The organism is Rhizorhabdus phycosphaerae (genome assembly GCF_011044255.1).
GTDB classification, from domain to species: domain Bacteria; phylum Pseudomonadota; class Alphaproteobacteria; order Sphingomonadales; family Sphingomonadaceae; genus Rhizorhabdus; species Rhizorhabdus phycosphaerae.
In genome coordinates this window covers 2,485,909-2,509,302 of record NZ_CP049107.1, presented here as the reverse complement: position 1 = coordinate 2,509,302, position 23,394 = coordinate 2,485,909, and the positions used below count along the sequence as shown (strand labels likewise).

At 65.7% G+C, this 23,394-nt stretch carries 25 protein-coding genes; 10 read left to right on the top strand and 15 right to left on the bottom strand.

Annotated features, from left to right (window positions below; genetic code table 11):
* Positions 1-46: 46 nt before the first annotated feature.
* Positions 47-529, top strand: a complete 483-nt coding sequence (locus G6P88_RS11605) for a peroxiredoxin (RefSeq protein ID WP_165323301.1) — start codon at positions 47-49, stop codon at positions 527-529.
* Positions 530-560: 31 nt separating this feature from the next.
* Positions 561-2,006, top strand: coding sequence for an AMP nucleosidase (locus G6P88_RS11600; RefSeq protein ID WP_165323300.1), 1,446 nt, complete (start codon positions 561-563; stop codon positions 2,004-2,006).
* Between the two features lie 16 nt (positions 2,007-2,022).
* On the opposite strand, the gene G6P88_RS11595 is transcribed toward G6P88_RS11600, so the two are convergent.
* Both G6P88_RS11595 and G6P88_RS11590 read right to left on the bottom strand, forming a co-directional pair.
* On the bottom strand, positions 2,023-3,213 hold the full coding sequence (locus G6P88_RS11595; protein ID WP_165323299.1) for a GGDEF domain-containing protein: 1,191 nt from the start codon (positions 3,211-3,213) through the stop codon (positions 2,023-2,025).
* A gap of 185 nt (positions 3,214-3,398) precedes the next feature.
* A complete protein-coding gene (locus tag G6P88_RS11590) occupies positions 3,399-5,252 on the bottom strand; it encodes a M2 family metallopeptidase (protein ID WP_165323298.1) in 1,854 nt (617 codons plus the stop codon).
* 169 nt (positions 5,253-5,421) lie between these two features.
* Between G6P88_RS11590 and G6P88_RS11585 the strand changes: the two genes are divergently transcribed.
* A complete protein-coding gene (locus G6P88_RS11585; protein ID WP_165323297.1) occupies positions 5,422-5,724 on the top strand; it encodes an alkylphosphonate utilization protein in 303 nt (100 codons plus the stop codon).
* Positions 5,725-5,737: 13 nt separating this feature from the next.
* On the opposite strand, the gene G6P88_RS11580 is transcribed toward G6P88_RS11585, so the two are convergent.
* From G6P88_RS11580 to G6P88_RS11525, 12 genes are all read right to left on the bottom strand, one after another.
* Positions 5,738-6,511 carry an alpha/beta fold hydrolase gene (locus G6P88_RS11580; protein WP_165323296.1) on the bottom strand — a complete coding sequence of 258 codons (774 nt, stop codon included), beginning with the start codon at positions 6,509-6,511 and terminating at the stop codon, positions 5,738-5,740.
* Positions 6,492-6,935, bottom strand: coding sequence for a GFA family protein (locus G6P88_RS11575; RefSeq protein ID WP_165325143.1), 444 nt, complete (start codon positions 6,933-6,935; stop codon positions 6,492-6,494). The genes G6P88_RS11580 and G6P88_RS11575 overlap by 20 nt, the downstream gene beginning before the upstream one ends.
* Positions 6,936-6,987: 52 nt before the next feature.
* Positions 6,988-8,013, bottom strand: coding sequence for an aspartate-semialdehyde dehydrogenase (locus G6P88_RS11570; protein ID WP_165323295.1), 1,026 nt, complete (start codon positions 8,011-8,013; stop codon positions 6,988-6,990).
* A 194-nt stretch (positions 8,014-8,207) separates the two neighbouring features.
* Positions 8,208-8,597 (bottom strand): 50S ribosomal protein L19, encoded by a 390-nt coding sequence (gene rplS, locus G6P88_RS11565; RefSeq protein WP_165325142.1) that lies wholly within the window; start codon positions 8,595-8,597, stop codon positions 8,208-8,210.
* A 2-nt stretch (positions 8,598-8,599) separates the two neighbouring features.
* On the bottom strand, positions 8,600-9,340 hold the full coding sequence (gene trmD, locus G6P88_RS11560; RefSeq protein ID WP_165323294.1) for a tRNA (guanosine(37)-N1)-methyltransferase TrmD: 741 nt from the start codon (positions 9,338-9,340) through the stop codon (positions 8,600-8,602).
* Between the two features lie 106 nt (positions 9,341-9,446).
* Positions 9,447-9,821, bottom strand: a complete 375-nt coding sequence (locus G6P88_RS11555) for a type II toxin-antitoxin system VapC family toxin (RefSeq protein ID WP_165323293.1) — start codon at positions 9,819-9,821, stop codon at positions 9,447-9,449.
* Complete coding sequence (locus G6P88_RS11550; protein ID WP_226946527.1) at positions 9,818-10,162, bottom strand: AbrB/MazE/SpoVT family DNA-binding domain-containing protein; 345 nt, start codon at positions 10,160-10,162, stop codon at positions 9,818-9,820. The genes G6P88_RS11555 and G6P88_RS11550 overlap by 4 nt, the downstream gene beginning before the upstream one ends.
* Before the next feature lie 33 nt (positions 10,163-10,195).
* Complete coding sequence (locus tag G6P88_RS11545; RefSeq protein ID WP_165323292.1) at positions 10,196-10,474, bottom strand: hypothetical protein; 279 nt, start codon at positions 10,472-10,474, stop codon at positions 10,196-10,198.
* Positions 10,471-10,944 carry a ribosome maturation factor RimM gene (gene rimM / locus G6P88_RS11540; RefSeq protein ID WP_165323291.1) on the bottom strand — a complete coding sequence of 158 codons (474 nt, stop codon included), beginning with the start codon at positions 10,942-10,944 and terminating at the stop codon, positions 10,471-10,473. The genes G6P88_RS11545 and rimM overlap by 4 nt, the downstream gene beginning before the upstream one ends.
* Positions 10,945-11,092: 148 nt before the next feature.
* Positions 11,093-11,512, bottom strand: a complete 420-nt coding sequence (gene rpsP / locus G6P88_RS11535) for a 30S ribosomal protein S16 (RefSeq protein ID WP_165323290.1) — start codon at positions 11,510-11,512, stop codon at positions 11,093-11,095.
* A gap of 42 nt (positions 11,513-11,554) precedes the next feature.
* Entirely contained in the window at positions 11,555-13,033 is a 1,479-nt protein-coding gene (gene ffh, locus G6P88_RS11530; protein ID WP_165323289.1) for a signal recognition particle protein, read from the bottom strand.
* 270 nt (positions 13,034-13,303) lie between these two features.
* Positions 13,304-14,899, bottom strand: a complete 1,596-nt coding sequence (locus G6P88_RS11525; protein ID WP_165323288.1) for an isocitrate lyase — start codon at positions 14,897-14,899, stop codon at positions 13,304-13,306.
* A 252-nt stretch (positions 14,900-15,151) separates the two neighbouring features.
* Between G6P88_RS11525 and G6P88_RS11520 the strand changes: the two genes are divergently transcribed.
* The 6 genes from G6P88_RS11520 to G6P88_RS20380 all read left to right on the top strand — a co-directional run bounded on the left by G6P88_RS11520 (position 15,152) and on the right by G6P88_RS20380 (position 21,881).
* The gene (locus tag G6P88_RS11520; RefSeq protein ID WP_165323287.1) at positions 15,152-16,795 is read left to right on the top strand and encodes a putative bifunctional diguanylate cyclase/phosphodiesterase; all 1,644 of its coding nucleotides are present in this window, start codon (positions 15,152-15,154) and stop codon (positions 16,793-16,795) included.
* 64 nt (positions 16,796-16,859) lie between these two features.
* Positions 16,860-17,675: a diaminopimelate epimerase gene (gene dapF / locus G6P88_RS11515; RefSeq protein ID WP_165323286.1), complete on the top strand. Its 816-nt coding sequence runs from the start codon at positions 16,860-16,862 to the stop codon at positions 17,673-17,675.
* Positions 17,675-18,922: a tRNA (N(6)-L-threonylcarbamoyladenosine(37)-C(2))-methylthiotransferase MtaB gene (gene mtaB, locus G6P88_RS11510; RefSeq protein WP_165323285.1), complete on the top strand. Its 1,248-nt coding sequence runs from the start codon at positions 17,675-17,677 to the stop codon at positions 18,920-18,922. Before dapF ends, mtaB begins: the two co-directional genes overlap by 1 nt.
* Complete coding sequence (gene ftsY, locus G6P88_RS11505; RefSeq protein WP_165323284.1) at positions 18,919-19,854, top strand: signal recognition particle-docking protein FtsY; 936 nt, start codon at positions 18,919-18,921, stop codon at positions 19,852-19,854. The genes mtaB and ftsY overlap by 4 nt, the downstream gene beginning before the upstream one ends.
* The gene (locus G6P88_RS11500; RefSeq protein ID WP_165323283.1) at positions 19,851-20,465 is read left to right on the top strand and encodes a septation protein A; all 615 of its coding nucleotides are present in this window, start codon (positions 19,851-19,853) and stop codon (positions 20,463-20,465) included. Before ftsY ends, G6P88_RS11500 begins: the two co-directional genes overlap by 4 nt.
* A 108-nt stretch (positions 20,466-20,573) precedes the next feature.
* On the top strand, positions 20,574-21,881 hold the full coding sequence (locus G6P88_RS20380; RefSeq protein WP_228720434.1) for a methyl-accepting chemotaxis protein: 1,308 nt from the start codon (positions 20,574-20,576) through the stop codon (positions 21,879-21,881).
* A gap of 35 nt (positions 21,882-21,916) precedes the next feature.
* Here G6P88_RS20380 and G6P88_RS11490 read toward each other — a convergent pair whose 3' ends face one another.
* Positions 21,917-22,546 (bottom strand): superoxide dismutase, encoded by a 630-nt coding sequence (locus G6P88_RS11490; protein WP_165323282.1) that lies wholly within the window; start codon positions 22,544-22,546, stop codon positions 21,917-21,919.
* 234 nt (positions 22,547-22,780) lie between these two features.
* On the opposite strand from G6P88_RS11490, the gene G6P88_RS11485 reads away from it, so the two are divergent.
* On the top strand, positions 22,781-23,347 hold the full coding sequence (locus tag G6P88_RS11485; RefSeq protein ID WP_165323281.1) for a urate hydroxylase PuuD: 567 nt from the start codon (positions 22,781-22,783) through the stop codon (positions 23,345-23,347).
* Positions 23,348-23,394 lie beyond the last annotated feature (47 nt).

The following is a 23,394-nucleotide window of genomic DNA, read 5'->3' as shown; positions in this document are numbered from 1 at the left end:
CAATGAACGAGTATCGCCTGCGGGCTGCCTTCGAGGAGAGAATGCAATGACGATCAGCACCGGCGACAGGATCCCCGCGGTGACCTTCAAAGCGATGACCGACGAGGGGCCCGTCGACGTGGCGAGCGAGACGTTGTTCGCCGGGCGCAAGGTTGCGCTCTTCTCGGTGCCGGGGGCTTTTACCCCGACCTGCTCGGCGCGCCATCTGCCGGGCTTCGTCGACAAGGCCGACGAGATCAAGGCGAAGGGCGTCGACGAGATCGTCTGCACCGCCGTCAACGATGCTTTCGTGATGGGTGCGTGGGGCAAGTCTGCGGGCGCCGACGGGAAGGTATCGATGCTGGCCGACGGCAATGGCGATTTCGTCCGCGCGATCGGGCTCGAAATGGACGGCCGCGCATTCGGCCTCGGCATGCGCGGTCAGCGCTTCTCGATGATCGTCGAGGACGGGGTGGTCACGACGCTCAATGTCGAGCAGCCGCGCGATTATCAGGTGAGCAGCGCCGAGCATATGCTCGGCCAGCTCTGATCACATACCACGCAGGAAAAGGGAGCCGCATTTGCCGTCTCAAGGTCGCGACATCGTCGAACAGCTCGACACCATCTATCGGCAATCGGTTTCCCGCCTGCGGGCGGCGTTGACGCATTATATCCGCACGGGCGAGCGGCCCGATCCGGCGCTGCGCGCCAATGGCAGCTTCGCCTATCCCGAAGTCCGCCTCCATTATGAGGGCGGGCGCGATCCGGGCCCGCTCGGCCGGTCCTTCGGCCGGCTGCAGGAAGCGGGCGACTATGCCGTTGCGGTGACGCAGCCTGCGCTGTTCGGCCATTATCTGGAGCAGCAGATCGATCTGCTGATCGCGGACTATGGAGTAGAGGTCGAGGCGGGCCTGAGCTCGACCGAGATCCCCTATAACTATGTGCTCGACGCGGGCGACGATCTCGACCTGACCGGTGCATCGCCGGTCGAGCTGTCCCACATCTTCCCGTCGACCGAACTCGCCCAGATCGGCGACGAACTCGCCGACGGGCTGTGGCTTCAGGATGGCGATTCAGCCCGGCCGCTCGCGCTGTTCGACGCACCGCGCGTCGACTTCAGCCTTGCCCGGCTGCGCCACTATACCGGCACGCCGCCGAGCCATGTTCAGGACTATATCCTGTTCACCAACTATCACCGCTATGTCGACGAGTTCGTCCAGTGGGCGATCGAGCAGCTGAACAAGGACGATCGCTATACGATGCTCAGCGGTGCCGGCGGGGTGGAGATTCGCCGGGGCGATCCTGATCCGCGCGCCGCAATCGCCGACAGCGCATGGCGCAAGCACCAGATGCCCGCCTATCATCTGGTGGCACCTGACGGATCGGGGATCACGCTGGTCAATATCGGCGTCGGTCCATCCAACGCCAAGACGATCACCGACCATCTGGCGGTCATGCGCCCGGCGGCCTGGCTGATGATCGGCCATTGCGGCGGCCTGCGGCCCAGCCAGCGGATCGGCGACTATGTGCTCGCCCATGCCTATCTGCGCGACGACCATGTGCTGGACGCGGTGCTGCCGCCGGAGATCCCGATCCCGGCCATCGCCGAGGTTCAGCAGGCGCTGACGCGCGCGGCGGAGATCGTCTCCGGCCAGAGCATGGAGCAGTTGAAGCTGCGCATGCGCACCGGCACGGTCGTCACCTCGGACGACCGCAACTGGGAGCTGCGGTACACTGCCTCGGCGCTGCGCTTCAGCCAGAGCCGCGCGGTCGCGATCGACATGGAGTCGGCGACGCTGGCGGCGCAGGGCTACCGTTTCCGCGTACCCTATGGGACGCTGCTGTGCGTGTCGGACAAGCCGATCCACGGCGAGATAAAGCTGCCGGGGCAGGCGAACCGATTCTACGAACGAGCGATCGCCGAACATCTCCAGATCGGGATCGCTGCTGTCGACCAGCTGCGCGGGGAGGGTGCGCGCCTGCACAGCCGTAAGCTGCGCGCGTTCAACGAGCCGCCTTTCCGGTGATGCGAGGGCGGGGCGCCTAAACCCGGTCGTGGAGGATGGCGCGTGCCTCCTCCAGTTCGTCGGCATGGGTCACGCGGTCGCGGCCGTCCAGCTTCGACCGGTAGAGCGCGCGGTCGGCCCGCATCAGCAATTGCGCCAGCGACGTATCGCCGGGGCGGATCCCGGTTACGCCGAAGCTCGCGGTCATCATCAGCGAGCCGGCGCCGTGTACGGGGACCGAGGCGATGTCCCGGCGGACGCGCTCCACCACCTCGAGCGCATTGGCGTCGTGCGTGTTCATCAGCAGCAGCGCGAATTCTTCCCCACCGACGCGGCCCACAAGATCGCCGCGCCGGACGAGTCGTTCGAGACGCTGGGCGAAATGGCGGAGCGCGCAGTCGCCCGTGGCATGGCCGTAGCGGTCGTTGATGACCTTGAAATTGTCGATGTCCGCCAGGACCATTGCCAGCGGCTGGTGTTGCCGCTGGGCATTGACGATGGCGCGCTCGGCCGCTTCCTCGAAGCCGCGACGGTTGAGAATGCCGGTCAGCTGATCCGAGGTGGCAAGTCGTCGCATCGATTCGGCGAGGTCGGTCGCCACCAGGAAAACCGTGAACAGGCCGACGCCGGTGAAGGCTAGGGGATAGGCGATAACCAGGACCGTTCGGAACAGCGCATGGCCCGGACCCTCGCCATGCGCGCCCTGTCCGGGAGCCATCATCGCCAGGGAGAAGTCGACCAGTGCGAACAGCAGGAACATCGCGGCCACCGTTCGTTCGGGCAAGGAGGCCCGGCCGAGCGGGTGGGCGACGCAGGCCGCACAGATCATGAGCATCGATCCGGCGAAGGACAGCCAGAGGATATCACGCAGCGCCTGATGATCGTCCACGGCAACGATCGTCCCGATCAGTGTCGCAGTCGCGCACACCGCAAGGAGCGGGGGCAGACGCTGAGCGTCGGGCCGAAGGCGGACGTAACAGCCCACAGCCAGCAAGCCGTTCGCCAGGCAGCAGAGGCCATAGACGAAGCCCAGAAAGAGCTGGTTCTGAAACGCACTGACCCGCAGATAGATGTTGCACACCCATTCGAGCGAGGCCGCGCTATAGGATAGCGCCCAGATCAGCGCGTGCGTCGGGCGGCCGAAGCTGCGCCACGCGATCAGCATCATCCCGGCCAGAAGGGTCGAGACGAAAAACAGGGTAATGACGTTCACCACCGCAGCCGACATGGTCTTCCCCCCGGGCCCATGCAAGAATGACGTCCCGAATCCGCAGCGATGCCAGCAGGCCGATGGGCGGCGCCAGTGCAGCGAATCCGGGAGAAAGGCAATGCTGAACGCAGACGTTGCCGTCGCGATTTAGGACATTGCCACACAGAATGCGGGGCGTCCCCCCGAGCGCGCCCCGACTCCGGTCACCAGCCGCAGCGCTGGCCCTTGTTCTGCTGCTTCAGCCAGGTCATCAGCGGCTTGAAATAGGCGATCATCGCCGACCCGTCGATCTCGCGGGTGCCGGTGAAGGCCTCCAGCGCGTCGGGCCAGGGCTTGGACGCACCCATTTCCAGCATCGCATTCAGCTTCTCGCCCACCCGCTTGTCGCCATAGAAGGAGCAGCGGTGCAGCGGCCCCTTCCAGCCGACCTGGTCGCAGGCGGCCTTGTAGAACTGGAACTGCAGGATGCGGGCGAGGAAGTAGCGCGCATAGGGCGTGTTGCCGGGGATGTGATATTTGGCGCCCGGATCGAAGTCGCCCTCGTCGCGCGGCTCGGGCGCGACGACGCCCTGATAGCGCAGGCGGAGGTCGGTCCAGGCCTTGCTATACTGGCTGGCCGGGGTTTCGCCGCTGAACACGCCCCAGCGCCATTTGTCCATCAGCAGGCCGAACGGCAGGAAAGCGACCTTGTCCATCGCCTGCCGCAGCAGCAGGCCGATATCCTTGTCCGCGCTCGGCACCTTGGCCGCGTCTAGCAGGTCGATCTTCACCAGATAGTCGGGCGTCACCGACAGCGCGACGAAGTCGCCGATCGCCTCGTGGAAACCGTCATTGGCGCCGTTCAGATAGAGATAGGGCTGCTTGTTATAGGCGCGCTGGTAGAAATTATGGCCGAGTTCGTGATGGATCGTCACGAAGTCGTCGGCATTGACCTTGGTGCACATCTTGATGCGCAGATCGTCCTTGTTGTCGACGTCCCACGCCGAGGCGTGGCACACGACCTCGCGGTCGCGCGGCTTGGTGATCTGCGAGCGGGTCCAGAAGCTGTCGGGCAGCGGCGCGAAGCCGAGCGAGGTGTAGAAACGCTCGCCGGTCTTCACCATCCGGATCGCGTCATAGTCCTTCGCCTTCAGCAGTTCGCCGATATCATAGCCGATGTCGCCGGCGCCTGGAGGCGCGACGATGTCATAGATATTCCCCCATTCCTGCGCCCACATATTGCCGAGCAGGTCGGCGCGGATCGGGCCGGTCTTGGCCTGGACCGCATCGCCATATTTGGCGTTGAGCTTCGCGCGGGTGTAGCAATGGAGCGCGTCATAGAGCGGCTTCACCTGAATCCACAGCCGGTCCATCATCTTGGCGAAATCATCGGCGGGCATGTCATAGCCCGCGCGCCACATCGCGCCGACATCCTTGTAGCCCAGCTCCACCGCGCCCTTGTTTGCGATCTCGACGAGCTGCGCATAGTCGTCGCGCATCGGCTTGCCGACATTGTCATGCCAGCTGACCCACATCTCCTTCAGCTCGGCAGGGTTGCGGTTCTTCCCCATCGCCGCCTCGATGTCCGAGCCGGTGATCTCCTGGCCGCGCAGCGTCCCCCGGCCCTTGCCATAGGTGGACTGAAGGCGGGTCGCGAGGTCGTTGAGTTCCTTGGCTGCGCCCGGCGTAGACGGCGCGGGCAGGACGATCGCCTGCTTGAGGATGTCGAGCTTGCGCCGCGTGTCATAGCCGAGCCCGGCGACGCCGTCGAAGCGCGCGGCCTCCTTGGCGAGCCGCACCTGCAGTTCGGTATACTCGGCGCCTACGCGCGCCGCGACGGCATCGGTGTCGTCGGTGATATAGGTCGAATTGATCCAGGCGACCTGCGCGCCATAGATGCCGAGGTCGTTCAGCTGCTTTTCGGCGTCGGTTACGAAGGCGTCGGCTTCGGCGGCGGTGGGGGCTGCGCTCGCCACCATGGTGGTCGCCGATGTCGCATCGGCCGCCTTGGCCGGCGCACCGGCCAGCCAGACCGCCAGCGCCAGGGCGGAGGTCGCCGCCTTGATCGCAATTTTCATGGAAGAGGATCCTCGTCGATATTCTTGCTGACTAGACAGTCATCACGCCGATGCCGACCGGTCAACCCCGCGTGCCGGCCCGAGCAGATGGCTATCAGGGGCTTTCCGTGTCGCGCCGATCGTTGCGCTCGGCTAAGGCGGCCGCATCTTCTATTCTGGAGCCGGTACGATGAGCGATGACGATTATGTCTATGACGAGGACAGCGGCGAATGGGTGCCGGCGTCGGAGCTCGCCCAGCGTCGCGAGGCCGCGTCCCGCGTCGAGGTTCGCGACGCGGTCGGCAATCTGCTGGCCGATGGCGATCAGGTCACACTGATCAAGGATCTTGAGGTCAAGGGCGCGGGCCAGACGCTCAAGCGCGGCACACTGATCAAGTCGATCGCGCTGACCGGCGATCCGCAGGAGATCGACTGCAAGTTCGACGGTATCCGGGGCCTCGTCCTGCGCGCGGAGTTCGTCCGCAAGCGCTGATCGGGGGCGGCGGTCAGAACCAGTCGGCGATGGCGTCGCCCATGTCGGGCAGGGTGACCGCGCTCATATGGTTGCCCGGCACCTCGACATAGCCGGCATTGGGCAGCAACGCGGCGAGCGCCCGGGCCGAGCCATTGTCCTGATCCTCCGATCCCGTGAGGACGAGGATCGGCAGCGACAATTCGGTCAGCGACGCGCGTTGGATGCGCGGGAAATTGTCGAGCAGCAACAGCAGCGCCTTGGCGTCGCCGCCGGTGGTGCGCAGAAAGCCCTCCGCCATCCATTCGGGCGAGAATTTCTGGTGGGTACCGATCCCTTCGAGCACCTTGCGGAAGAAGGACACACGCCCGCCGAGATCGAGCAGTCCTTCTAGGCCCATGCCGGCGAGCATCGCCTTGCCCGGCCGCGCACCGCGCACCAGCATGCGTGCGGTGGTCCGCCCGCCGAGCGAATAGCCGCCCAGATCATAGTCGCCGGGCCCGAAGCCCAGTTGCTCGATCAGCGCGAGATTGTCGTCGGCGAGGATGTCGCTTGAATAGCCCGACGGATCGTGCGGCTTGGCGCTCTGCCCATGGGCGCGCAGGTCGGGCATGATCACCCGGCGACCCTTGGCGGCAAGCTTGGCGGCATGGCCGTAGCGCACCCAGTTGGTCTGGGCATTGGAGAAGAGTCCATGGATCAGGATGACCGGACGGCCATCCTCCGGTCCCATGCCGTGCCAGGCCATGGGCGCGCCATCGGCGCCTGCAAAGCTGTGGAGGGTGGTCTCAGTCGGGAAGTCTGCCAAGGGTCTTCATCCAGCGATCGACGAGCGTCTGGTGCTCGTCGGTCCGGTAGCGCGGCAACTGCGTCGTGTCGATCCACGCTTCGTGGAGGCTTTCCGCGCCAAAATGATGGGCTGGGCGGAAGCGGCCGGGCGCATCGAAACTGCCGACGGTCAGGTCGATCTTCTCACTGTCGGGATAGGCGAAGCCGAGCGGCGTACCACAGGTCGAGCAGAAGGGGCGCCGTGCGATTGCCGAGCTGGCATACCAGTCCGGTTCGCTGTCCCAGCGCAGCGCCGCCTTCTCCACGTTGACGAAGGCGATCGAAACGCCCCCCGTCGCGCGCTGGCACATGCGGCAATGGCAGAGATAGGCCTCGTCGGACTCGATCTCGACCGCATAGCGGATGCGACCGCACTGGCAGCCGCCGGTCATGGTCTCGCTCATCATCCTCTCCCGCCGCCCAGCATCGCCGGGACGGCGGGAAAAGGGAAGCGGCTTACGCCTTCTTCAGGTGGCGGCGGCCGAGCAGTTCCGCGATCTGGACCGCGTTGAGCGCGGCGCCCTTGCGGAGATTGTCCGAGACGCACCACAGCGCGAGGCCGTTTTCGACGGTCGGGTCCTCGCGGACGCGGCTGACGAAGGTCGCGAACTCGCCAACGCATTCGACCGGGGTGACGTATCCACCGTCCTCGCGCTTGTCGACGAGCATCACGCCGGGGGCCTCGCGCAGGATCTTCTGCGCGTCTTCGGCCGACAGCTCACGCTCGAGCTCGATGTTGATCGCTTCCGAATGGCCGACGAAGACGGGGACGCGGACGCAGGTCGCGGTGACCTTGATCTTCGGATCCATGATCTTCTTGGTCTCGACGACCATCTTCCACTCTTCCTTGGTGTAGCCGTCGTCGAGAAACTTATCGATGTGCGGGATCACGTTGAACGCGATCTGCTTGGTGAACTTCTTCGGTTCGGCCTGGTCACCGACGAAGATGTTGCGGCTCTGCTCGAACAGCTCGTCCATGCCCGCCTTGCCCGCACCGGAAACCGACTGATAGGTCGACACCACGACGCGCTTGATCGTCGCCGCATCGTGCAGCGGCTTGAGCGCGACGACCATCTGCGCGGTCGAGCAGTTCGGATTGGCGATGATGTTGCGCGCCTTGTAGCCGTCGATCGCCTCGGGGTTCACCTCGGGCACGATCAGCGGAACGTCGGGGTCCATCCGGTAGAGCGACGAATTGTCGATCACGGTGCAGCCGGCGGCGGCGGCGATCGGCGCGTAGATCTTGGTCGCGTCCGAGCCGATAGCGAACAGCGCGATGTCCCAGCCAGCCCAGTCGAAATTCTCGATATTCTGGACCTTGAGCTGTTTGCCGGTCTCGCCGAACTCGATCATGTCGCCCTGGCTGCGCGCGGAGGCGAGGACGGCAAGCTCCGCGATCGGGAATTCGCGCTCGGCCAGAATGTTCAGCATTTCGCGGCCCACATTGCCGGTGGCACCTGCGACGACGACACGATAGCCCATGGTCAGTTCCTTCTAGGCGGTCATTCCGTTCTGGCCGGGCGGGTTCGGACGGCGGAGCGTGAAGAGATCACGATCCGGCGGCGACGCTGCCCGGCGGGCGGGAATGACAGGGATGTAAACATCTCGGGATAAACAAACGGCCGGTCTCCCAGGGGAGCCGGCCGCTTGCGAGGTTTGGTTGGGAGAGCCCGGTCTCAGGCTTCCTGGGCCTCGGCGGCCGGCTTATTGTCACGACGCTCCGCAATACGCGCGGATTTGCCGCGGCGACCGCGAAGGTAATAGAGCTTGGCGCGACGGACGACGCCCTTGCGGACGACCTCGATCGACTCGACGTTCGGCGAGTAGAGCGGGAAGACGCGCTCGACGCCCTCACCGAACGAAATCTTGCGCACGGTGAAGGACGAACCCATGCCCTTGTTGGCGCGGGCGATGCAGACGCCCTCATAGGCCTGGACGCGGGTGCGCTCGCCTTCGACGACCTTCACGCCGACGCGCAGCGTGTCGCCGGGACGGAAATCGGGAATCGACTTGGTGGCCTTGAACTTGGCAATCTGCTCGGCTTCGAGCTGCTGGATGAGGTTCATGCTCATCGGTCCTTCTTCTGTCGCCGCGCGCCAGAGGGAGACTGGTCCCGAGCGCCCTCATGGCGCTCCCAAAGGTCCGGCCTCCTTAGCCTTGTATCGGTCTCGGCCATGGATTTGCGCCATGCCTCGATCCTCGCATGATCCCCAGATCGCAGCACTTCGGGGATCGTGCGCCCTTCCCATTCGACGGGTCGGGTATAATGCGGATATTCGAGAAGCCCCGTTTCGAAGCTCTCGTCATCGCCGCTATCGGGCGCGCCCATTACGCCGGGAAGCAGCCGAATGCAAGCGTCTAGCAGGGTCAAAGCGCCCATTTCCCCGCCCGAAAGTATATAGTCGCCGATCGAAACCGGCTCGATCGGACGCCCTTCGAACAGGCGCTCGTCGATTCCCTCGAATCGCCCGCACAGGATGGTGACGCCCGATCCCGCCGCGAGTTGCCGGACGCGCGCCTGGGTCAGCGGCGCGCCGCGCGGCGTCATCGCGAGCAGGGGGGCATCGGGCTGTTGTTCCAGCGCATAGTCGACCGCGCGTGCCAACACGTCCGCGCGCATCACCATCCCCGCGCCGCCGCCGGCCGGGGTATCGTCCACCGAGCGATGCTTGTCGGTGGCGAAATCGCGAATCTGGACCGGCTCGCACGCCCATTTCCCCTCCGCCAGCGCACGTCCCGCCAGCGAGATGCCAAGCGGCCCGGGGAACATCTCCGGGTAGAGGGTGAGGATGGTGGCTGTGAAGGTCATGTCAAAGAAGGTCCAGGCACGGTTCGATGACGAAGGCAGTCACGCCAATGTCCGAAGATTCGAAAGTGGTTGGTGCGGACAGAGCAAAGCCGAGGCGCCGACCCATTCAGATCGTCCAGTTCTCGACCTTGATGCCGGGGATATCGGAAAAATGCGACATATTGTCGGTGACGACGACGAGCCCGAGGGACAATGCGTGGGCTGCGATAAGCCGGTCATAGCTGGCGCGGCGAAAAGGAAGCGATGCATAGGCCAGTGCGGCCTCCACCCCGAAATCGAGAACGGGGACCTCTTCGAGGAAGGCGCGCAGCTGGTCCAAGGCCGGCGGTTTTCCCTGGACCGATCCATAGGCCACTTCGGCTAGTGCGATCGCCGATGTGACCATATCGCCTTCGTCGCATTCCGCCGCGCGGGCACGCAGCACCTCTCCCGATGCCATCGTCATGAGAATGATAATGTTGGAATCGAGGAGATATTTCACGGGCCTTCGGGGTCCGTGTCGGCGTAGCCCGCCAGCGGTCGTTCGTCGAAGAGCCTGTCGGCAGCCTTGATCGGCTGCAGGTTGGTCGCGGATCCCCATACCTTGTCGATCGCGAATTTGCGCTTGGGTGTTTCGACCGGGCTGAACGCATAATGCTGGCCGTCTTCGACCCGCAATTCCATCTCCATGCCCGGCTCGAGACCAAGTCCGGCGGGCAGTCGCAGAGCGAGCGAATTCCCCGACTTGAAGGTCCGCGCGCGATAGAATGCGACCTCTTTCACCTTCATGCCTCGGATCGAGCCGTAAATGCCCTCCAGGGAAATTTTCTTGGCCTCGGTCATGCAGCACCTGTCCGTATCTACGCCATGTATATACTACACCACCCGCCGCGCGACAATGTCGGTGCACAGTGCAAGGAAGAAGCCCGCCAGCGCCATCAGTCCGAGGAGCGGCAGCCAGGTCGCGAAGGTCTGTGCGTCGGCGGCATAGGCGAGAAAGGCGGCGATCGCCGCCGGAGGTACCGCCACCTGCAGCGCTGCGCTGACGATCCGCAGCTGCATCGGCAGACGGCGCTTGCGCGTCCGCACGATCCCATAGGCGACGATCGCCAGATAAAGCGAACCGATCAGCAGATAAGCGGTAACGGGATTCATTCGACGAACTCCGGATCGATCAGCAGCCGCTCGGGCTCGATCGTGACCGCCTTGGCGACGGGGACCATGAAGCGCTTGCCGTCGGGCTTCTCGATCTCGAGAACGTCGCCGGCCCCGAAATCCTCCACGAACACGGCCGTCCCGATCGGTTTGCCATCGGCGAGGCAGGGCAGGCCGATCAGGTCGACATGATAATATTCGCCCTCCGCGAGGGGCGGCAGGGCGGAGCGCGGAACGCTCAGCTCGGTGCCGCGCAGCGCCTCGGCGGCGTTGCGGTCGGCGACCTCGGCGAAGCGTGCAACGGCACCATTGGCTCCGGGACGCAGGGCCTTGAGGGTGAAGGTCTGCCCGGCGCCGTGCAGCGTCGGATAGGCGCTGAGATCTTCGCTGAACAGCTTCAGCCGAACCTCGCCCTGCAGGCCGTGGGCGCCGATGATCGCGGCGAGGACGATGGGCCTATCGCTGGTCATGCTGGTCTCCGTTCGACGGCTGCTGGCGAGGACAAGCGGCACTGTCCGGCTGAGAAATGGCGAGCCGCCCACCTACCGCTCCGCCGGTATGAACCAGCTGGGCGGCAGGGGGCGGCGTCACATCTTGTCGATCCCCGAAGGGAGCGGATCAGGCCTCGGCGGCCGCTTCTTCGGCGGGAGCCTCGGCAGCCGGGGCTTCCTCCACCGGAGCCTTGGCGGCTTCCTCGGCGGCGGCCAGCTTGGCGGCGCGCTCTTCGGCGCGCTCCTTGGCCTTCTCGCCCGGCTCGCCGCGCTTCGGGTTGTTGCGGGCGGCGCGTTCCTTCACGCCGGCGGCGTCGAGGAAGCGGGCGACGCGGTCGGTCGGCTGCGCACCGACCGAGAGCCAATGCTTGGCGCGCTCGGTGTCGAGCACGACGCGCTTGGGATCGTCCTTGGCGAGGAGCGGGTTATAGGCACCGATCTTCTCGATGAAGGCGCCGTCGCGCGGGCTGCGCGAGTTGGCGACGACGATGCGGTAATAAGGGCGCTTCTTGGCGCCGCCACGGGCGAGACGGATGGAGACGGACATGGAGACTTCCTTTCTGAAATCGTTCTTATCTGAATTAAGTGCTTATTTCTTCTTCAAGAAATTCTGGAAACCGGGGGGCAGGCCCTGCGGATTGGTCGGCATGCCAGGAAGGCCGGGAAGCCCGCCACCGCCCGGCATCGGAGGCATGCCGCCACCGCCGCCGAGCATGCCGCCAAGGCCACCGCCGCCGCCCAAAAGACCGGCGAGGCCCTTGAGACCGCCCATCTTCTTCATCTTCTTCATGACCGTCGCCATGTCCTGATGCATCTTCAGGAGCTTGTTGACGTCCTGCACGGTGGTGCCCGATCCCTTGGCGACGCGGATCTTCCGCTTCGCGTTGAGCAGTTCGGGCTTGGCGCGCTCCTTCGGAGTCATCGAACCGATGATCGCGTCCATGCGGACGAGCACGCGGTCGTCGGCGGCGCCGGACGCCATTGCCTGCTTGACCTGCTTGATCCCGGGCAGCATCGCAGCCAGGCCCGATAGCCCGCCCATGCGGCGCATCTGGTTGAGCTGGTTCCGCAGGTCGTTCATGTCGAACAGACCCTTGGCCATGCGCGCGGCGAGATGTTCGGCCTCCTCGGCCTTGATCGTCTCCGCGGCCTTCTCCACGAGGCTGACGACGTCGCCCATGCCCAAGATGCGGCCGGCGACGCGCGACGGCTGGAACAGCTCGATCCCGTCCAGCTTCTCACCCGTGCCGACGAACTTGATCGGCTTGCCGGTGACGGCGCGCATCGACAGCGCGGCACCGCCGCGGGCGTCGCCGTCCATCCGAGTGAGCACGACGCCGGTCAGCGCGACCTGATCGGAGAAGTTCTTCGCGACGTTGACCGCATCCTGGCCGGTCAGCGCGTCGACGACCAGCAGGATTTCCTCCGGGTCGGCGACGGCGGCGACCGCCTTCATCTCTTCCATCAGCGCCTGGTCGACGTGCAGACGACCGGCGGTGTCGAGCATCAGCACGTCGAAGCCCTGCAGCTTCGCGGCCTGCAGCGCGCGGCGGGCAATATCGACCGGCTGCTGACCGGCGACGATCGGCAGGGTCGCGACCGACGCCTGGGTGCCCAGCACCGCCAGCTGCTCCTGCGCGGCCGGGCGGTTGACGTCGAGCGACGCCATCAGGACCTTCTTGCGGCCCTTCTCGGTCAGGCGCTTGGCGATCTTGGCGGTGGTGGTCGTCTTGCCCGAGCCCTGCAGACCGACCATCATCACGATGGCGGGCGGGCTGACGTCGACGTTGAGGTCGGACGCCTCGGCGCCCAGCATCTCGACCAGCGCATCGTTGACGATCTTGACGACCTGCTGGCCCGGCGTGACCGAGCGCAGGACCTGCTGGCCGACGGCCTGTTCGGTGACCTTGTCGACGAAGGTACGGACGACCGGCAGCGCGACATCGGCCTCGAGCAGCGCGATGCGGACTTCGCGCATCGCCTCGCGCACGTCCGATTCGGCGAGCGCGCCACGGCCGCGCAGGCGGTCGAAGACCCCTCCCAGCCTTTCGCTCAGACTCTCGAACATGCGTTTCTCCAGCTGCGCCGAAGCGCGGAAATCCAGCCGTTCAGACCCGAAACGCAAAGCGCGCCGGCGGGCGAAACCTCGCCGGCCAGCGTGCGTCCGTGGACGCTTCCGATGCTTTTCCTGTCTGTAAGACGAGGCGGGCTCTACCCGCAAAAGGCGCGAAAGGCAATTTCTATATGGGATTGGGAGTCGGTTGGCCGATCACGCGAAGAAGGCCCGCCGCTCGCGCGACGGGCCCTCCCCATCCTCTCCGATTTCAATAGCGTCCGCTTATGCCGCGAACTGGTTCATCGTGTTGTGGACGCCACCGGCCTTGAGGGCGGCTTCGCCGGCGAAATATTCCTTATGGTCGTCGCCGATGTCCGAACCCGACATGTTCTGGTGCTTCACGCAGGCGATGCCCTGGCGGATTTCCTGGCGCTGTACGTTCAGCACATAGCCGAGCATGCCGGCATCGCCGAAATATTCCTTGGCGAGGTTGTCGGTCGACAGCGCCGCGGTGTGGTAGGTCGGCAGGGTGATCAGGTGGTGGAAGATGCCCGCCCGCTTTGCGGCGTCGCGCTGGAAGGTGCGGATCTTCTCGTCGGCCTCGTTGGCCAGGTCCGACCCGTCATAGTCGACGCTCATCAGGCGGTTGCGGTCATAGGGGGAGACGTCCTTGCCCTCCTGTTGCCAGCGGTCGAACACCTGCTGGCGGAAGTTGAGCGTCCAGTTGAACGAGGGGGAGTTGTTGTAGACCAGCTTGGCGCTCGGAATGACCTCGCGGATGCGGTCGACCATGCCCGCGATCTGCTCGATGTGCGGCTTCTCGGTCTCGATCCACAGCAGGTCCGCGCCGTTCTGGAGCGAGGTGATGCAGTCGAGCACGCAGCGGTCGGCGCCGGTGCCTTCGCGGAACTGGAACAGGTTGGAGCGCAGGCGCTTCGGGCGCATCAGCTTGCCGCTGCGGTTGATCACCACGTCGCCGTTGATCGTCGAAACGTCGGTGATCTCCTCGCAGTCGAGGAAGCTGTTATACTGGTCGCCGATATCGCCGGGCTCGGCCGAATAGGCGATCTGCTTGGTCAGGCCGGCGCCGAGCGAGTCGGTGCGCGCGACGATGATGCCGTCGGTGATGCCGAGTTCGAGGAAGGCATAGCGGCACGCGCGGATCTTCGCGAGGAAGTCCTCATGCGGTACCGTGACCTTGCCGTCCTGGTGACCGCACTGCTTTTCGTCCGACACCTGATTCTCGATCTGCAGCGCGCAGGCGCCGGCCTCGATCATCTTCTTGGCGAGCAGATAGGTAGCCTCGGCATTGCCGAAGCCGGCGTCGATGTCGGCGATGATCGGCACGACATGGGTCTGGTAATTGTCGATCGCGTGGATCAGGCGCTGTTCCTCGACCTGGTTGCCGGTCTCGCGCGCCTTGTCGAGTTCGCGGAACATCAGGCTGAGCTCGCGGGAGTCGGCCTGGCGCAGGAAGGTGTAGAGCTCCTCGATCAGCGCCGGCACGCTGGTCTTCTCATGCATCGACTGGTCGGGCAGCGGGCCGAAGTCCGAGCGCAGCGCGGCGACCATCCATCCCGAAAGATAGAGGTAGCGGCGCTTGGTCGTGCCGAAATGCTTCTTGATCGAGATCAGCTTCTGCTGGCCGATGAAGCCATGCCAGCAGCCCAGCGACTGGGTGTAGTTGGCGGGATCGGCGTCATAGGCGGCCATGTCCTCGCGCATGATCTTCGCGGTGTAGCGGGCGATGTCGAGCCCGGTCTGGAAGCGGTTCTGGAGGCGCATCCGGGCGACCGCCTCGGCGCCGATTCCGGCCCAGGGCGAGCCCTTCTGGCGGATCAGCTGTTCGGCTTGTGCGATTTCGTCCTGATAGCTCATCGTCTTTGTCCTGCTGTACAAGATATGCGGCCACAAACAGCGAAAAGGCCGGAATGTCAGCAGGAGTCATGCTCAAAAGAGGGTCGGTAGGTGGGGCTTATGCCGTTGATGCGTGAAAATATGTAAGAAGTTTACACATCCTGTGGCGCCGGCAAGCCTGCCCGGGTGAAAATATGCGCGTTCTGAGGCGCGTTAAAGGCTTGGCAACCAGCCACCCCTAGGGTTGGCCCATCCACTTAGCCGGAGACAGACATGCACGACAGGATGCTGGGGGAGGGCCCGTCCGCGCGCCCCGTCCGCGACCGTCGTGACATGCTTGCGGCAGGGGTCACGCTCTGCGCCGTGATCCTCGTGCTCATCTCGGCGCTCGGCGTCATCGGCTCGCTGTGGCGGTCGGACGGGCCCGCTCTCTCGGTCACCGACAATCTCACCATTTCCGTCCTGCTGCTCAACCTGGCACTGATGCTGCTGGGATGGCGTCGCTATCGCGCGCTCAAATATGAGGTGCATCTCCGCCGCGCCGCCGAAGAGCGCGCGAGCGAACTTGCCACCTGCGACCCGCTGACCGGCATGCTCAACCGCCGCGCCCTGGCCGAAGCGGGCGCGCGCATGATCGACCAGGTGCTGCCCCGCCGCGGCTCGCTCGCCATGCTCATGATCGACCTCGACCATTTCAAGTCGGTCAACGACATGCACGGCCATCTGGTGGGCGACCAGCTGCTGCGCGCGGCGTCCGAAGCCATCGTCGGGCCGTTGCCGCCCCATGCGCTGGCGGCCCGGCTGGGCGGCGACGAGTTCGCCTGTGCCTTCCCGTTCGATCCGGATGAGCCCGCGTCGGTCGAGAGCGTCGCCGATGCTATCCTTGCCCGCATGACCCAGCCTTTCGCGATCGGCGGCGTCCAGGCGCGGATCGGTGCGTCGGTGGGAATCGCCCGCACCGAGGCGGGCTGCCGCACGATCGACACGCTGATGCGGCGTTCCGATATTGCGCTCTATGCGGCCAAGCGCGCCGGGCGGAACCAGCGGGCCTGGTTCGACGCAAGCATGGAACGCGAGCTGGAGCTGCGTAACGAGATCGAGCTCGGCCTGCGCGCGGGCATACCCAGCGGCCAGATCGTCCCCTGGTTCGAGCCGCAGATCGATCTGGCGAGCGGCGCCATCCGGGGGTTCGAGGTGCTCGCACGCTGGGACCATCCCGACCATGGCCTGATCGAACCGGCCGCCTTCATCCCCGTCGCCGAGGAGTCGGGGCTGATCGGCGAATTGTCGATGTCGGTGATGCGCGCCGCGATCGAGGAGGCGCGCCACTGGGATCCCGCGCTGGTGCTGGCGGTGAACATCAGCCCGACCCAGATGCGCGACCCCTGGCTTCCGCAGAAGATCGTGAAGCTGCTCACCGAGCTCAACTTCCCTGCCGAGCGGCTGGAGATCGAGATTACCGAGGCGGCGCTTCTGGAGAATCAGGCGCTTGCGCTCGCGATCATCGCCAGCCTCAAGAATCAGGGGATCCGCGTCGCCCTGGACGATTTCGGCACAGGCTATTCCAGCCTGACCCATTTGCGGGCGATGCCGCTCGACCGGGTCAAGGTGGACCGCAGCTTCGTTCTCCGCATGGTGCAGGACGCCGATGCCGCCGCGCTGGTGCGGATGATCATCTCGCTCGCCGAAGGGCTGAACATCGAGGTGATCGCCGAGGGTGTCGAGAATGCCGAGATTGCGGCGCTGTTGCGCGAGATCGGCAATGTGACGGTACAGGGCTGGCATTTCGGGCGCGCCGCCCCCGCTCGAAACACGCGCGGTCTGCTCGCCGGCCGGGGCCAGCTGATCGCCGCGAGCCCCAGCGCTGTGGCCGGCGGCGTGGTCGCGATGCGCCAGGGTCGCAAGAAGCAGGCCTGATCGCTCGCACCGACCGGGGCCGCTTATGGACTTCGTCGCGTCGAAACCTTAAGTCGCGCGGGCCATGAAGCTTCGCTTTCACAAGATGCACGGACTCGGCAACGACTTCGTCGTGATCGACGCGCGCGATAGCGCGGTCGAGCTGGCGCCCGGCCGCGTTCGCGCGATCGCCGATCGCAAGACGGGCGTCGGCTGCGACCAGCTCATCCTGCTCCAGCGCTCCGATCATGCCGACGCGCGGATGCGCATCTTCAATGCCGACGGTGGCGAGGTCGAAGCCTGCGGCAATGCCACGCGCTGCGTCGTCAGCCTGCTCGGTGGCGCGGCGCGCCTGGAGACGCTCGGCGGCATGCTCGAAGGCCAGGCCGAAGGCGACGCGGTGGCGGTCGATCTGGTCGAGCCGCGCTTCGACTGGGACGCGATCCCGCTCGCTTATGCGATGGACACGCGCGCCATGCCTGTTGGTTGGGAAATGCTGGAGGCACCCGCGGCGGTCAATGTCGGCAACCCGCATGTCATCTTCTTCGTGGCCGAAACCGATGCGGTGCCGCTCGACCGGTTGGGCCCGGCGATCGAGACCGATCCGCTGTTCCCCGCGCGCATCAACGTCAACGTGGCCACCATCGACGACCGCGCCAATATCCGCCTGCGTGTATGGGAGCGCGGCGTCGGCCTGACCGATGCCTGCGGGACCGGCGCCTGCGCGACGGGGGTCGCGGCGATCCGCGCGGGTCTCGTCGATTCGCCGGTGCGGGTCACGCTTCCCGGCGGGCCGCTCACCATCGCCTGGGCGCCCGGCCAGGTCGTCCGCATGACCGGGCCCGCCACCCATGTCTTCACCGGCGAGCTCGACCTCGGGGCGGATTTGGACGCGCTCTGATGACCGGCCCCGAGCTGATCACGCTGGGCTGTCGGCTCAACATCGCCGAAAGCGAAGCGATGCGCACGGCTGCGGCCGATGATGATCGCCTGATCATCGTCAACAGCTGCGCGGTCACCAACGAAGCCGTCACCCGCACCCGCCAGGCGATCCGCCGCGCGGCGCGGCGCCGGCCCGATGCGCGGATCGTGGTCACCGGATGCGCGGCGCAGATCGATCCGGCGGCCTTCGCTGCGATGCCCGAGGTCGCACGCGTTATCGGCAACGCCGAAAAGGCCCGGCCGGATCTGCTCACCTTCGAACCGGGCCCTGTCGCGGACATCCATGTCTCCGACATCATGGCCCTTCGCGAGACTGCGGGGCATATGGCATCGGCCTTCGCCGGCCATGCGCGCGCCTTCGTCGAGGTGCAGAATGGCTGCGATCACCGCTGCACCTTCTGCGCGATCCCGCAGGGCCGCGGGAACAGCCGCTCGGTCCCCGCCGGGCTGGTCGTCGATCGGATCAGGGCGCTGGTCGATCAGGGCCATGAAGAGGTCGTGCTGACCGGGGTAGACCTCACCAGCTATGGCCCCGATCTGCCGGGCAGCCCGACCCTCGGCCAGCTGGTCGAGCGTATCCTGACGCATGTGCCCGGATTGCGGCGCTTGCGCCTCTCCTCGCTCGACTCGGTCGAGATCGACGATCGGTTGTTCGCGCTGCTGACCGGCGAGCCCCGGATCATGCCGCATCTCCATCTGTCGCTGCAGGCGGGGGACGACATGATCCTCAAGCGCATGAAACGCCGCCACGACCGTGCGCAGGCGGTGGCGATGGTACAGCGGCTCAAGGCCGCGCGCGGCGACGTCGCGATCGGCGCGGACCTGATCGCGGGCTTCCCGACCGAGGACGAGGCTATGGCGGCGAACACGGCCGCGCTGATCGACGATTGCGACATCGTCTTCGCGCATGTCTTTCCCTATTCGCCGCGCACGGGCACGCCTGCTGCGCGCATGCCCCAGCTTTCGCCGGCGGTGGTCCGTGCCCGCGCCGAGGCCCTGCGCGAGCGCGGCGATGCGCGGCGACGGCGCTGGCTCGCCAGCCTCGTCGGCACGCAGCAAAGCCTGCTGGTCGAGCGCGGCGGCATCGGCCACGCCCCCAATTTTGCGCGCGTCCGGATCGAAGGCCCCGTCCCGCGCGTAGGCAGCATCGCCGAGGCACATATCACCGGCCATGACGACCATGGCCTAACAGGCAGGATCGAATGAGCGAATTGCGCTGGCACGAAAAGCTGTTCGGGGGGTTCAGGAAGACCTCCGACCGGCTTGGCGAGAATCTGACCGGCCTGTTCGGCAAGGCTGCGCTCGACGAGGCCACGCTCGACGAGATCGAGGAGGCGCTGATCGCGTCGGACCTGGGCCCTGCAACCTCGCGGCGGATCCGCGACCGGCTAGCCGGCGAGATGTTCGAAAAGGGGCTCGACGAGCGCCGGCTGCGCGAGATCGTCGCGCAGGAGATCGAAAAGGTGCTCGCGCCCGCCGCCAAGCCGCTCGAGATCGAGGCCTTCCCCCGGCCGCAGGTGATCCTGGTGATCGGCGTCAACGGCTCGGGCAAGACGACCACGATCGCGAAGCTGGCGCACTGGCTGCAGGAGCAGGACTATGCGGTGATGCTCGTCGCCGGCGACACCTTCCGCGCGGCGGCGATCGGGCAGCTCAAGGTTTGGGCCGACCGCATCGGCGTGCCGATCATCAGCGGGCAGGAAGGTGGCGATGCGGCCAGCCTCGTCTTCGAGGGCGTCAAGCAAGGTACCGAAAAGGGCATCGACGTGCTGATCGTCGACACGGCGGGGCGGCTGCAGAACAAGACGGGCCTGATGGACGAACTCGCCAAGATCCGGCGCGTGCTCGGGCGGTTGAACCCTGCGGCCCCGCATGACGTGCTGCTCGTCCTCGACGCGACCACCGGCCAGAATGCGCTGAGCCAGATCGAGATCTTCAAGGAAACCGCCGGTGTCACCGGGCTCGTCATGACCAAGCTCGACGGGACGGCGCGCGGTGGCGTGCTGGTCGCGGCCGCCGAACGCTATGGCCTGCCGGTCCATGCGATCGGTCTCGGCGAGTCGATCGACGATCTCAAGCCCTTCGATCCTTCCGAGGTCGCACGCGCCATCGCAGGTCTCGAGAGGATCGCGAAATGAGCGCATCGCCGACCTCCACCGACCGGGAAGCCGGTTCGGGCCTCAAGCTGCTGATCGATCTCGGTCCGCTGGTCGTCTATCTGGCGGCCTGGTGGCTGACCAAGGACGTCGTTCGGGCGACCGCGATCTTCATGGGGGCGACCTTCGTCGCGATCGCGGCGTCGTGGATCAGGACGCGCCGCATTTCGCCCATGCTGCTCTTCTCGGGGGTGATGGTAGCGGTCTTCGGCGGCCTGACCGTCTGGCTGCACGACGCCACCTTCATCAAGATGAAGCCGACCGTCTATTATCTGATGGTCGCCGGCATTCTCGGCTTCGGCCTCTACACCGACCGGCCGACGCTGAAGCTGGTCCTCGGGCAGGCCTATCCCGGCCTCACCGATCTCGGCTGGACCAAGCTCACGCGCAACTGGGCGATCTTCTTCGTGGCAATGGCGGTCGCGAACGAGCTGGTCTGGCGCTCGACCAGCATGGACTTCTGGCTCGGCTACAAGCTTTGGGGCGCGCTTCCGGCGACGATCCTGTTCGCCATCGCCAATGTCCCGATGCTGACGCGGCATGGCTTGAACAGCGAAGCCGCCGAGGAGCCGGTGCTGCCGCCACAGGGCTGAATATGCCGGCTAAGCTGCTGTATTTCATATAAGTTTCACAGAAGTGTAACGCCCGGCTTACCTCTCCTTTACCAACGCCGCCTAGGAGGTTGGCCCAAGGAGGCGCCGATGAGCTGCGAAATGGCGGTCATGCCCGCGGGGGTGGACGAAAGTCTGCGTTCGGCGATGATCACGTGGTCCGTCGCTGCGGACGCCGGCATTCGCGAGGTCATCGCCTGCTACCGCGAACAGCCGGACCTCGAGGCGCTCCCCATCGTCGACGCCGAAGGGCGTCCGGCCGGCGCAGTCCTGGAACGTGACATCCGGCGGTTGCTGCTCAACCCTTTCGGTCATGCCCTGTTGTGCAACCACAGCCTGTATCGGCGTCTCGACGGCTTCGTCAGCGAAGTGCCTATGGCGGATGTGGATACCCCGCTCGGCGAGCTGTTCGCGCTGGTGTCGCAGGGAGGCGGCCATGACGCGATCATTCTCACGCTCGGCGGGCGCTTCGTTGGCGCGCTGAGCGGTCGCACGCTCCTGCGGCTGGCCGCCGACCGGGAAGCGGCGCTGGCCGCACGGCGGGCCGCAAGGCTGCGCTGGATCGGCGAAGCATCGAGCGCGATGCGCGCCGAGGCAGCGGCGCTGTCGAGTGGCATGATCGACGCCTCGGTGGCCCTCGAGGAAAGCGCTGGCCGCATGGGCGCCCGGGCGCGCGATGTCGGCGCCAAGGGCCTGTCGGTGATGACCGCTGCCGCACAGGCCGCCGACAATGTCGGTGCGGTGGCCGAACAGGGACAGGATCTCGTCGCCGCGCTCGGCCAGCTGGGCACCGAGGTGGCGGCGGCGCGGGCGTCGACACTGCATGTCGCCGGTATGATCGAGGAAGGCGGGCGGCGCGCCCGCCAGCTCGGCCAGACCACCGATGAGATCGGTGCCGTCGTCGAGACGATCGACGCGGTCGCGAGGCGCATCAACCTGCTGGCACTCAATGCGACGATCGAGGCGGCCCGGGCCGGCGAGGCGGGGCGCGGCTTCGCGGTGGTCGCATCGGAGGTGAAGGCGCTGGCACGACAGACGCGGGAGTCGGTGGGCCTGATCGCCGCCCGGATCGACAGCGTGCGCAGCGGCGTGGGAAGCGTGGCGGCCGCTCAGGCCGGCATCGAAGCGGCCATCGCGGCGCTCGACGGTCTTTCTGCCACGGTCGACGAAGCGGTCGAGCGCAACCGGATCGTCGGCGAGCTGGTCAGCGCCAATGTGCGCGATGCCGCCGGCGCCAACGACCATATAAGGCGGCAGGCCGCCGAGATCAGCGGCAGTGCGGGCGATGCGGCGACGGGTGCGGAGCAACTGTCCGACATCGCCAGGACGCTGACCGATGGCGCGGCCAGGCTGCGCTTGCGGCTTGGCCGTTTCCTCGACGAGATAGAAAGGGCGTAGCGCCCCCTCGATCGAGGGGGCGCCCTATGATGGCCTCAGGCCGGCGACAGATCCGCCACCGCGACCGCGTCGCCTTCGACGTTGCGTGAGACGAAGTCCCAGTTCACGACCTTGCCGAGGACCGATTCCGCGAATTTCGGCCGCGCGTTGCGGTAATCGATATAATAGGCGTGCTCCCACACATCGAGCGTGAGCAGCGGCTTGAGCTCGCTCTGGCTGAGCGGTGTTTCGCCGTCGTGGAGCGAGGTGATGACCAGCTTGTCGCCCGCCAGCGCGAGCCAGGCCCAGCCACTGCCGAAATGGCCGACCGCCTCGGCTGAGAGCTTCTTCACGAGGTCTTCCTGGCTGCCGAAGCTGGCTTCGATCATCTTCGCCAGCTTTTCCGAAGGCTTGGTCGAGCCTTCCGGGGCCAGGCACTGCCAGAAGAAATTGTGGTTCCAGATCTGGCCGGCATTGTTCGACAGCGGCTTGTCGCCCATGTCTTTCGCCAGCTTCACGATTTCCACCAGGGTCTTGCCCTTCAGGCCCTTCTCGTCGAGCCAGCCATTGACCTTGTCGACATAGGCCTGGTGATGCTTGCCATGGTGATAGTCGAAGCTTTCGGCCGACAGGACGGGCTCCAGCGCTGCGCGGTCGAAGGGAAGGGCGGGAAGCGAGAACGCCATCGTGAACTCCATAAGCCGGGGATGAAAAATACGGCTCCTCAACGATTTGGCGGGTGGGAAGGTCCATCTAAATGCGACCTCCCGTTTGTTTCGGGCGACGCGGCATCGCAGCAACCACCGAACGGCATCGCCCGTGCATCATAATGTGTGACAAAAGCGGAACGAATTTCTAAACTGTGCCCGGGAAGCGATCCGCGTTGCCAAGGGTGCGGACGCAACATGCAGGGGAACTCCATGGATAAATTTTTCGCCAATCTGCACCTCGTACTGGCCGTCGGCCTGGCCGCCGCGATCGCCCTGATCGCCTATGTGCATCCGGATCCGTCGCTGCTCGCCAACTATGTGCTCCGCTGGCTGCACGTGTTCTTCGGCATCGTGTGGATCGGCCTCCTCTATTATTTCAACTTCGTGCAGATCCCGACCATGCCGTCGGTGCCGGCAGAGCTGAAGCCGGGCGTTTCCAAGTATATCGCTCCCAAGGCACTGTTCTTCTTCCGCTACGGCGCGCTGCTGACGGTGCTTACCGGTCTGTCGGTTGCGCACGTCACCGGCTATCTGGTCGCCGCGCTGACCTTCGCCCCCGACTATCGCCTGATCGGTATCGGCATGTGGCTCGCGCTGATCATGGCGTTCAACGTTTGGTTCCTGATCTGGCCGGCGCAGAAGAAGGCTCTGGGCATCGTCGAGGCCGACGCCGACACCAAGGCAGCCGCCGCCAAGACCGCGATGATCTTCTCGCGCACCAACACGCTGCTCTCGATCCCGATGCTCTATGCGATGACCAACGCCAATTTCGGCTGAGGACATCGTCCGCACGGAATAAGGGGCCGGGGGAGCGATCCTCCGGC

Bases quoted from the DNA above. Each gene is read 5' to 3' on its own strand.
- G6P88_RS11570 (WP_165323295.1), bottom strand. From the start codon at position 8,013: ATGGGCTATCGTGTCGTCGTCGCAGGTGCCACCGGCAATGTGGGCCGC.
- mtaB (WP_165323285.1), top strand. From the start codon at position 17,675: ATGACCGGCCCCGAGCTGATCACGCTGGGCTGTCGGCTCAACATCGCC.
- G6P88_RS11490 (WP_165323282.1), bottom strand. From the start codon at position 22,546: ATGGCGTTCTCGCTTCCCGCCCTTCCCTTCGACCGCGCAGCGCTGGAG.
- G6P88_RS11605 (WP_165323301.1), top strand. From the start codon at position 47: ATGACGATCAGCACCGGCGACAGGATCCCCGCGGTGACCTTCAAAGCG.
- dapF (WP_165323286.1), top strand. From the start codon at position 16,860: ATGAAGCTTCGCTTTCACAAGATGCACGGACTCGGCAACGACTTCGTC.
- rpsP (WP_165323290.1), bottom strand. From the start codon at position 11,512: ATGTCCGTCTCCATCCGTCTCGCCCGTGGCGGCGCCAAGAAGCGCCCT.
- rimM (WP_165323291.1), bottom strand. From the start codon at position 10,944: ATGACCAGCGATAGGCCCATCGTCCTCGCCGCGATCATCGGCGCCCAC.
- G6P88_RS11550 (WP_226946527.1), bottom strand. From the start codon at position 10,162: ATGACCGAGGCCAAGAAAATTTCCCTGGAGGGCATTTACGGCTCGATC.
- G6P88_RS11485 (WP_165323281.1), top strand. From the start codon at position 22,781: ATGGATAAATTTTTCGCCAATCTGCACCTCGTACTGGCCGTCGGCCTG.
- ftsY (WP_165323284.1), top strand. From the start codon at position 18,919: ATGAGCGAATTGCGCTGGCACGAAAAGCTGTTCGGGGGGTTCAGGAAG.
- G6P88_RS11595 (WP_165323299.1), bottom strand. From the start codon at position 3,213: ATGTCGGCTGCGGTGGTGAACGTCATTACCCTGTTTTTCGTCTCGACC.
- G6P88_RS11585 (WP_165323297.1), top strand. From the start codon at position 5,422: ATGAGCGATGACGATTATGTCTATGACGAGGACAGCGGCGAATGGGTG.
- trmD (WP_165323294.1), bottom strand. From the start codon at position 9,340: ATGACCTTCACAGCCACCATCCTCACCCTCTACCCGGAGATGTTCCCC.
- G6P88_RS11575 (WP_165325143.1), bottom strand. From the start codon at position 6,935: ATGAGCGAGACCATGACCGGCGGCTGCCAGTGCGGTCGCATCCGCTAT.
- ffh (WP_165323289.1), bottom strand. From the start codon at position 13,033: ATGTTCGAGAGTCTGAGCGAAAGGCTGGGAGGGGTCTTCGACCGCCTG.
- G6P88_RS11590 (WP_165323298.1), bottom strand. From the start codon at position 5,252: ATGAAAATTGCGATCAAGGCGGCGACCTCCGCCCTGGCGCTGGCGGTC.
- G6P88_RS11500 (WP_165323283.1), top strand. From the start codon at position 19,851: ATGAGCGCATCGCCGACCTCCACCGACCGGGAAGCCGGTTCGGGCCTC.
- G6P88_RS11545 (WP_165323292.1), bottom strand. From the start codon at position 10,474: ATGAATCCCGTTACCGCTTATCTGCTGATCGGTTCGCTTTATCTGGCG.
- rplS (WP_165325142.1), bottom strand. From the start codon at position 8,597: ATGAACCTCATCCAGCAGCTCGAAGCCGAGCAGATTGCCAAGTTCAAG.
- G6P88_RS11520 (WP_165323287.1), top strand. From the start codon at position 15,152: ATGCACGACAGGATGCTGGGGGAGGGCCCGTCCGCGCGCCCCGTCCGC.
- G6P88_RS11525 (WP_165323288.1), bottom strand. From the start codon at position 14,899: ATGAGCTATCAGGACGAAATCGCACAAGCCGAACAGCTGATCCGCCAG.
- G6P88_RS20380 (WP_228720434.1), top strand. From the start codon at position 20,574: ATGAGCTGCGAAATGGCGGTCATGCCCGCGGGGGTGGACGAAAGTCTG.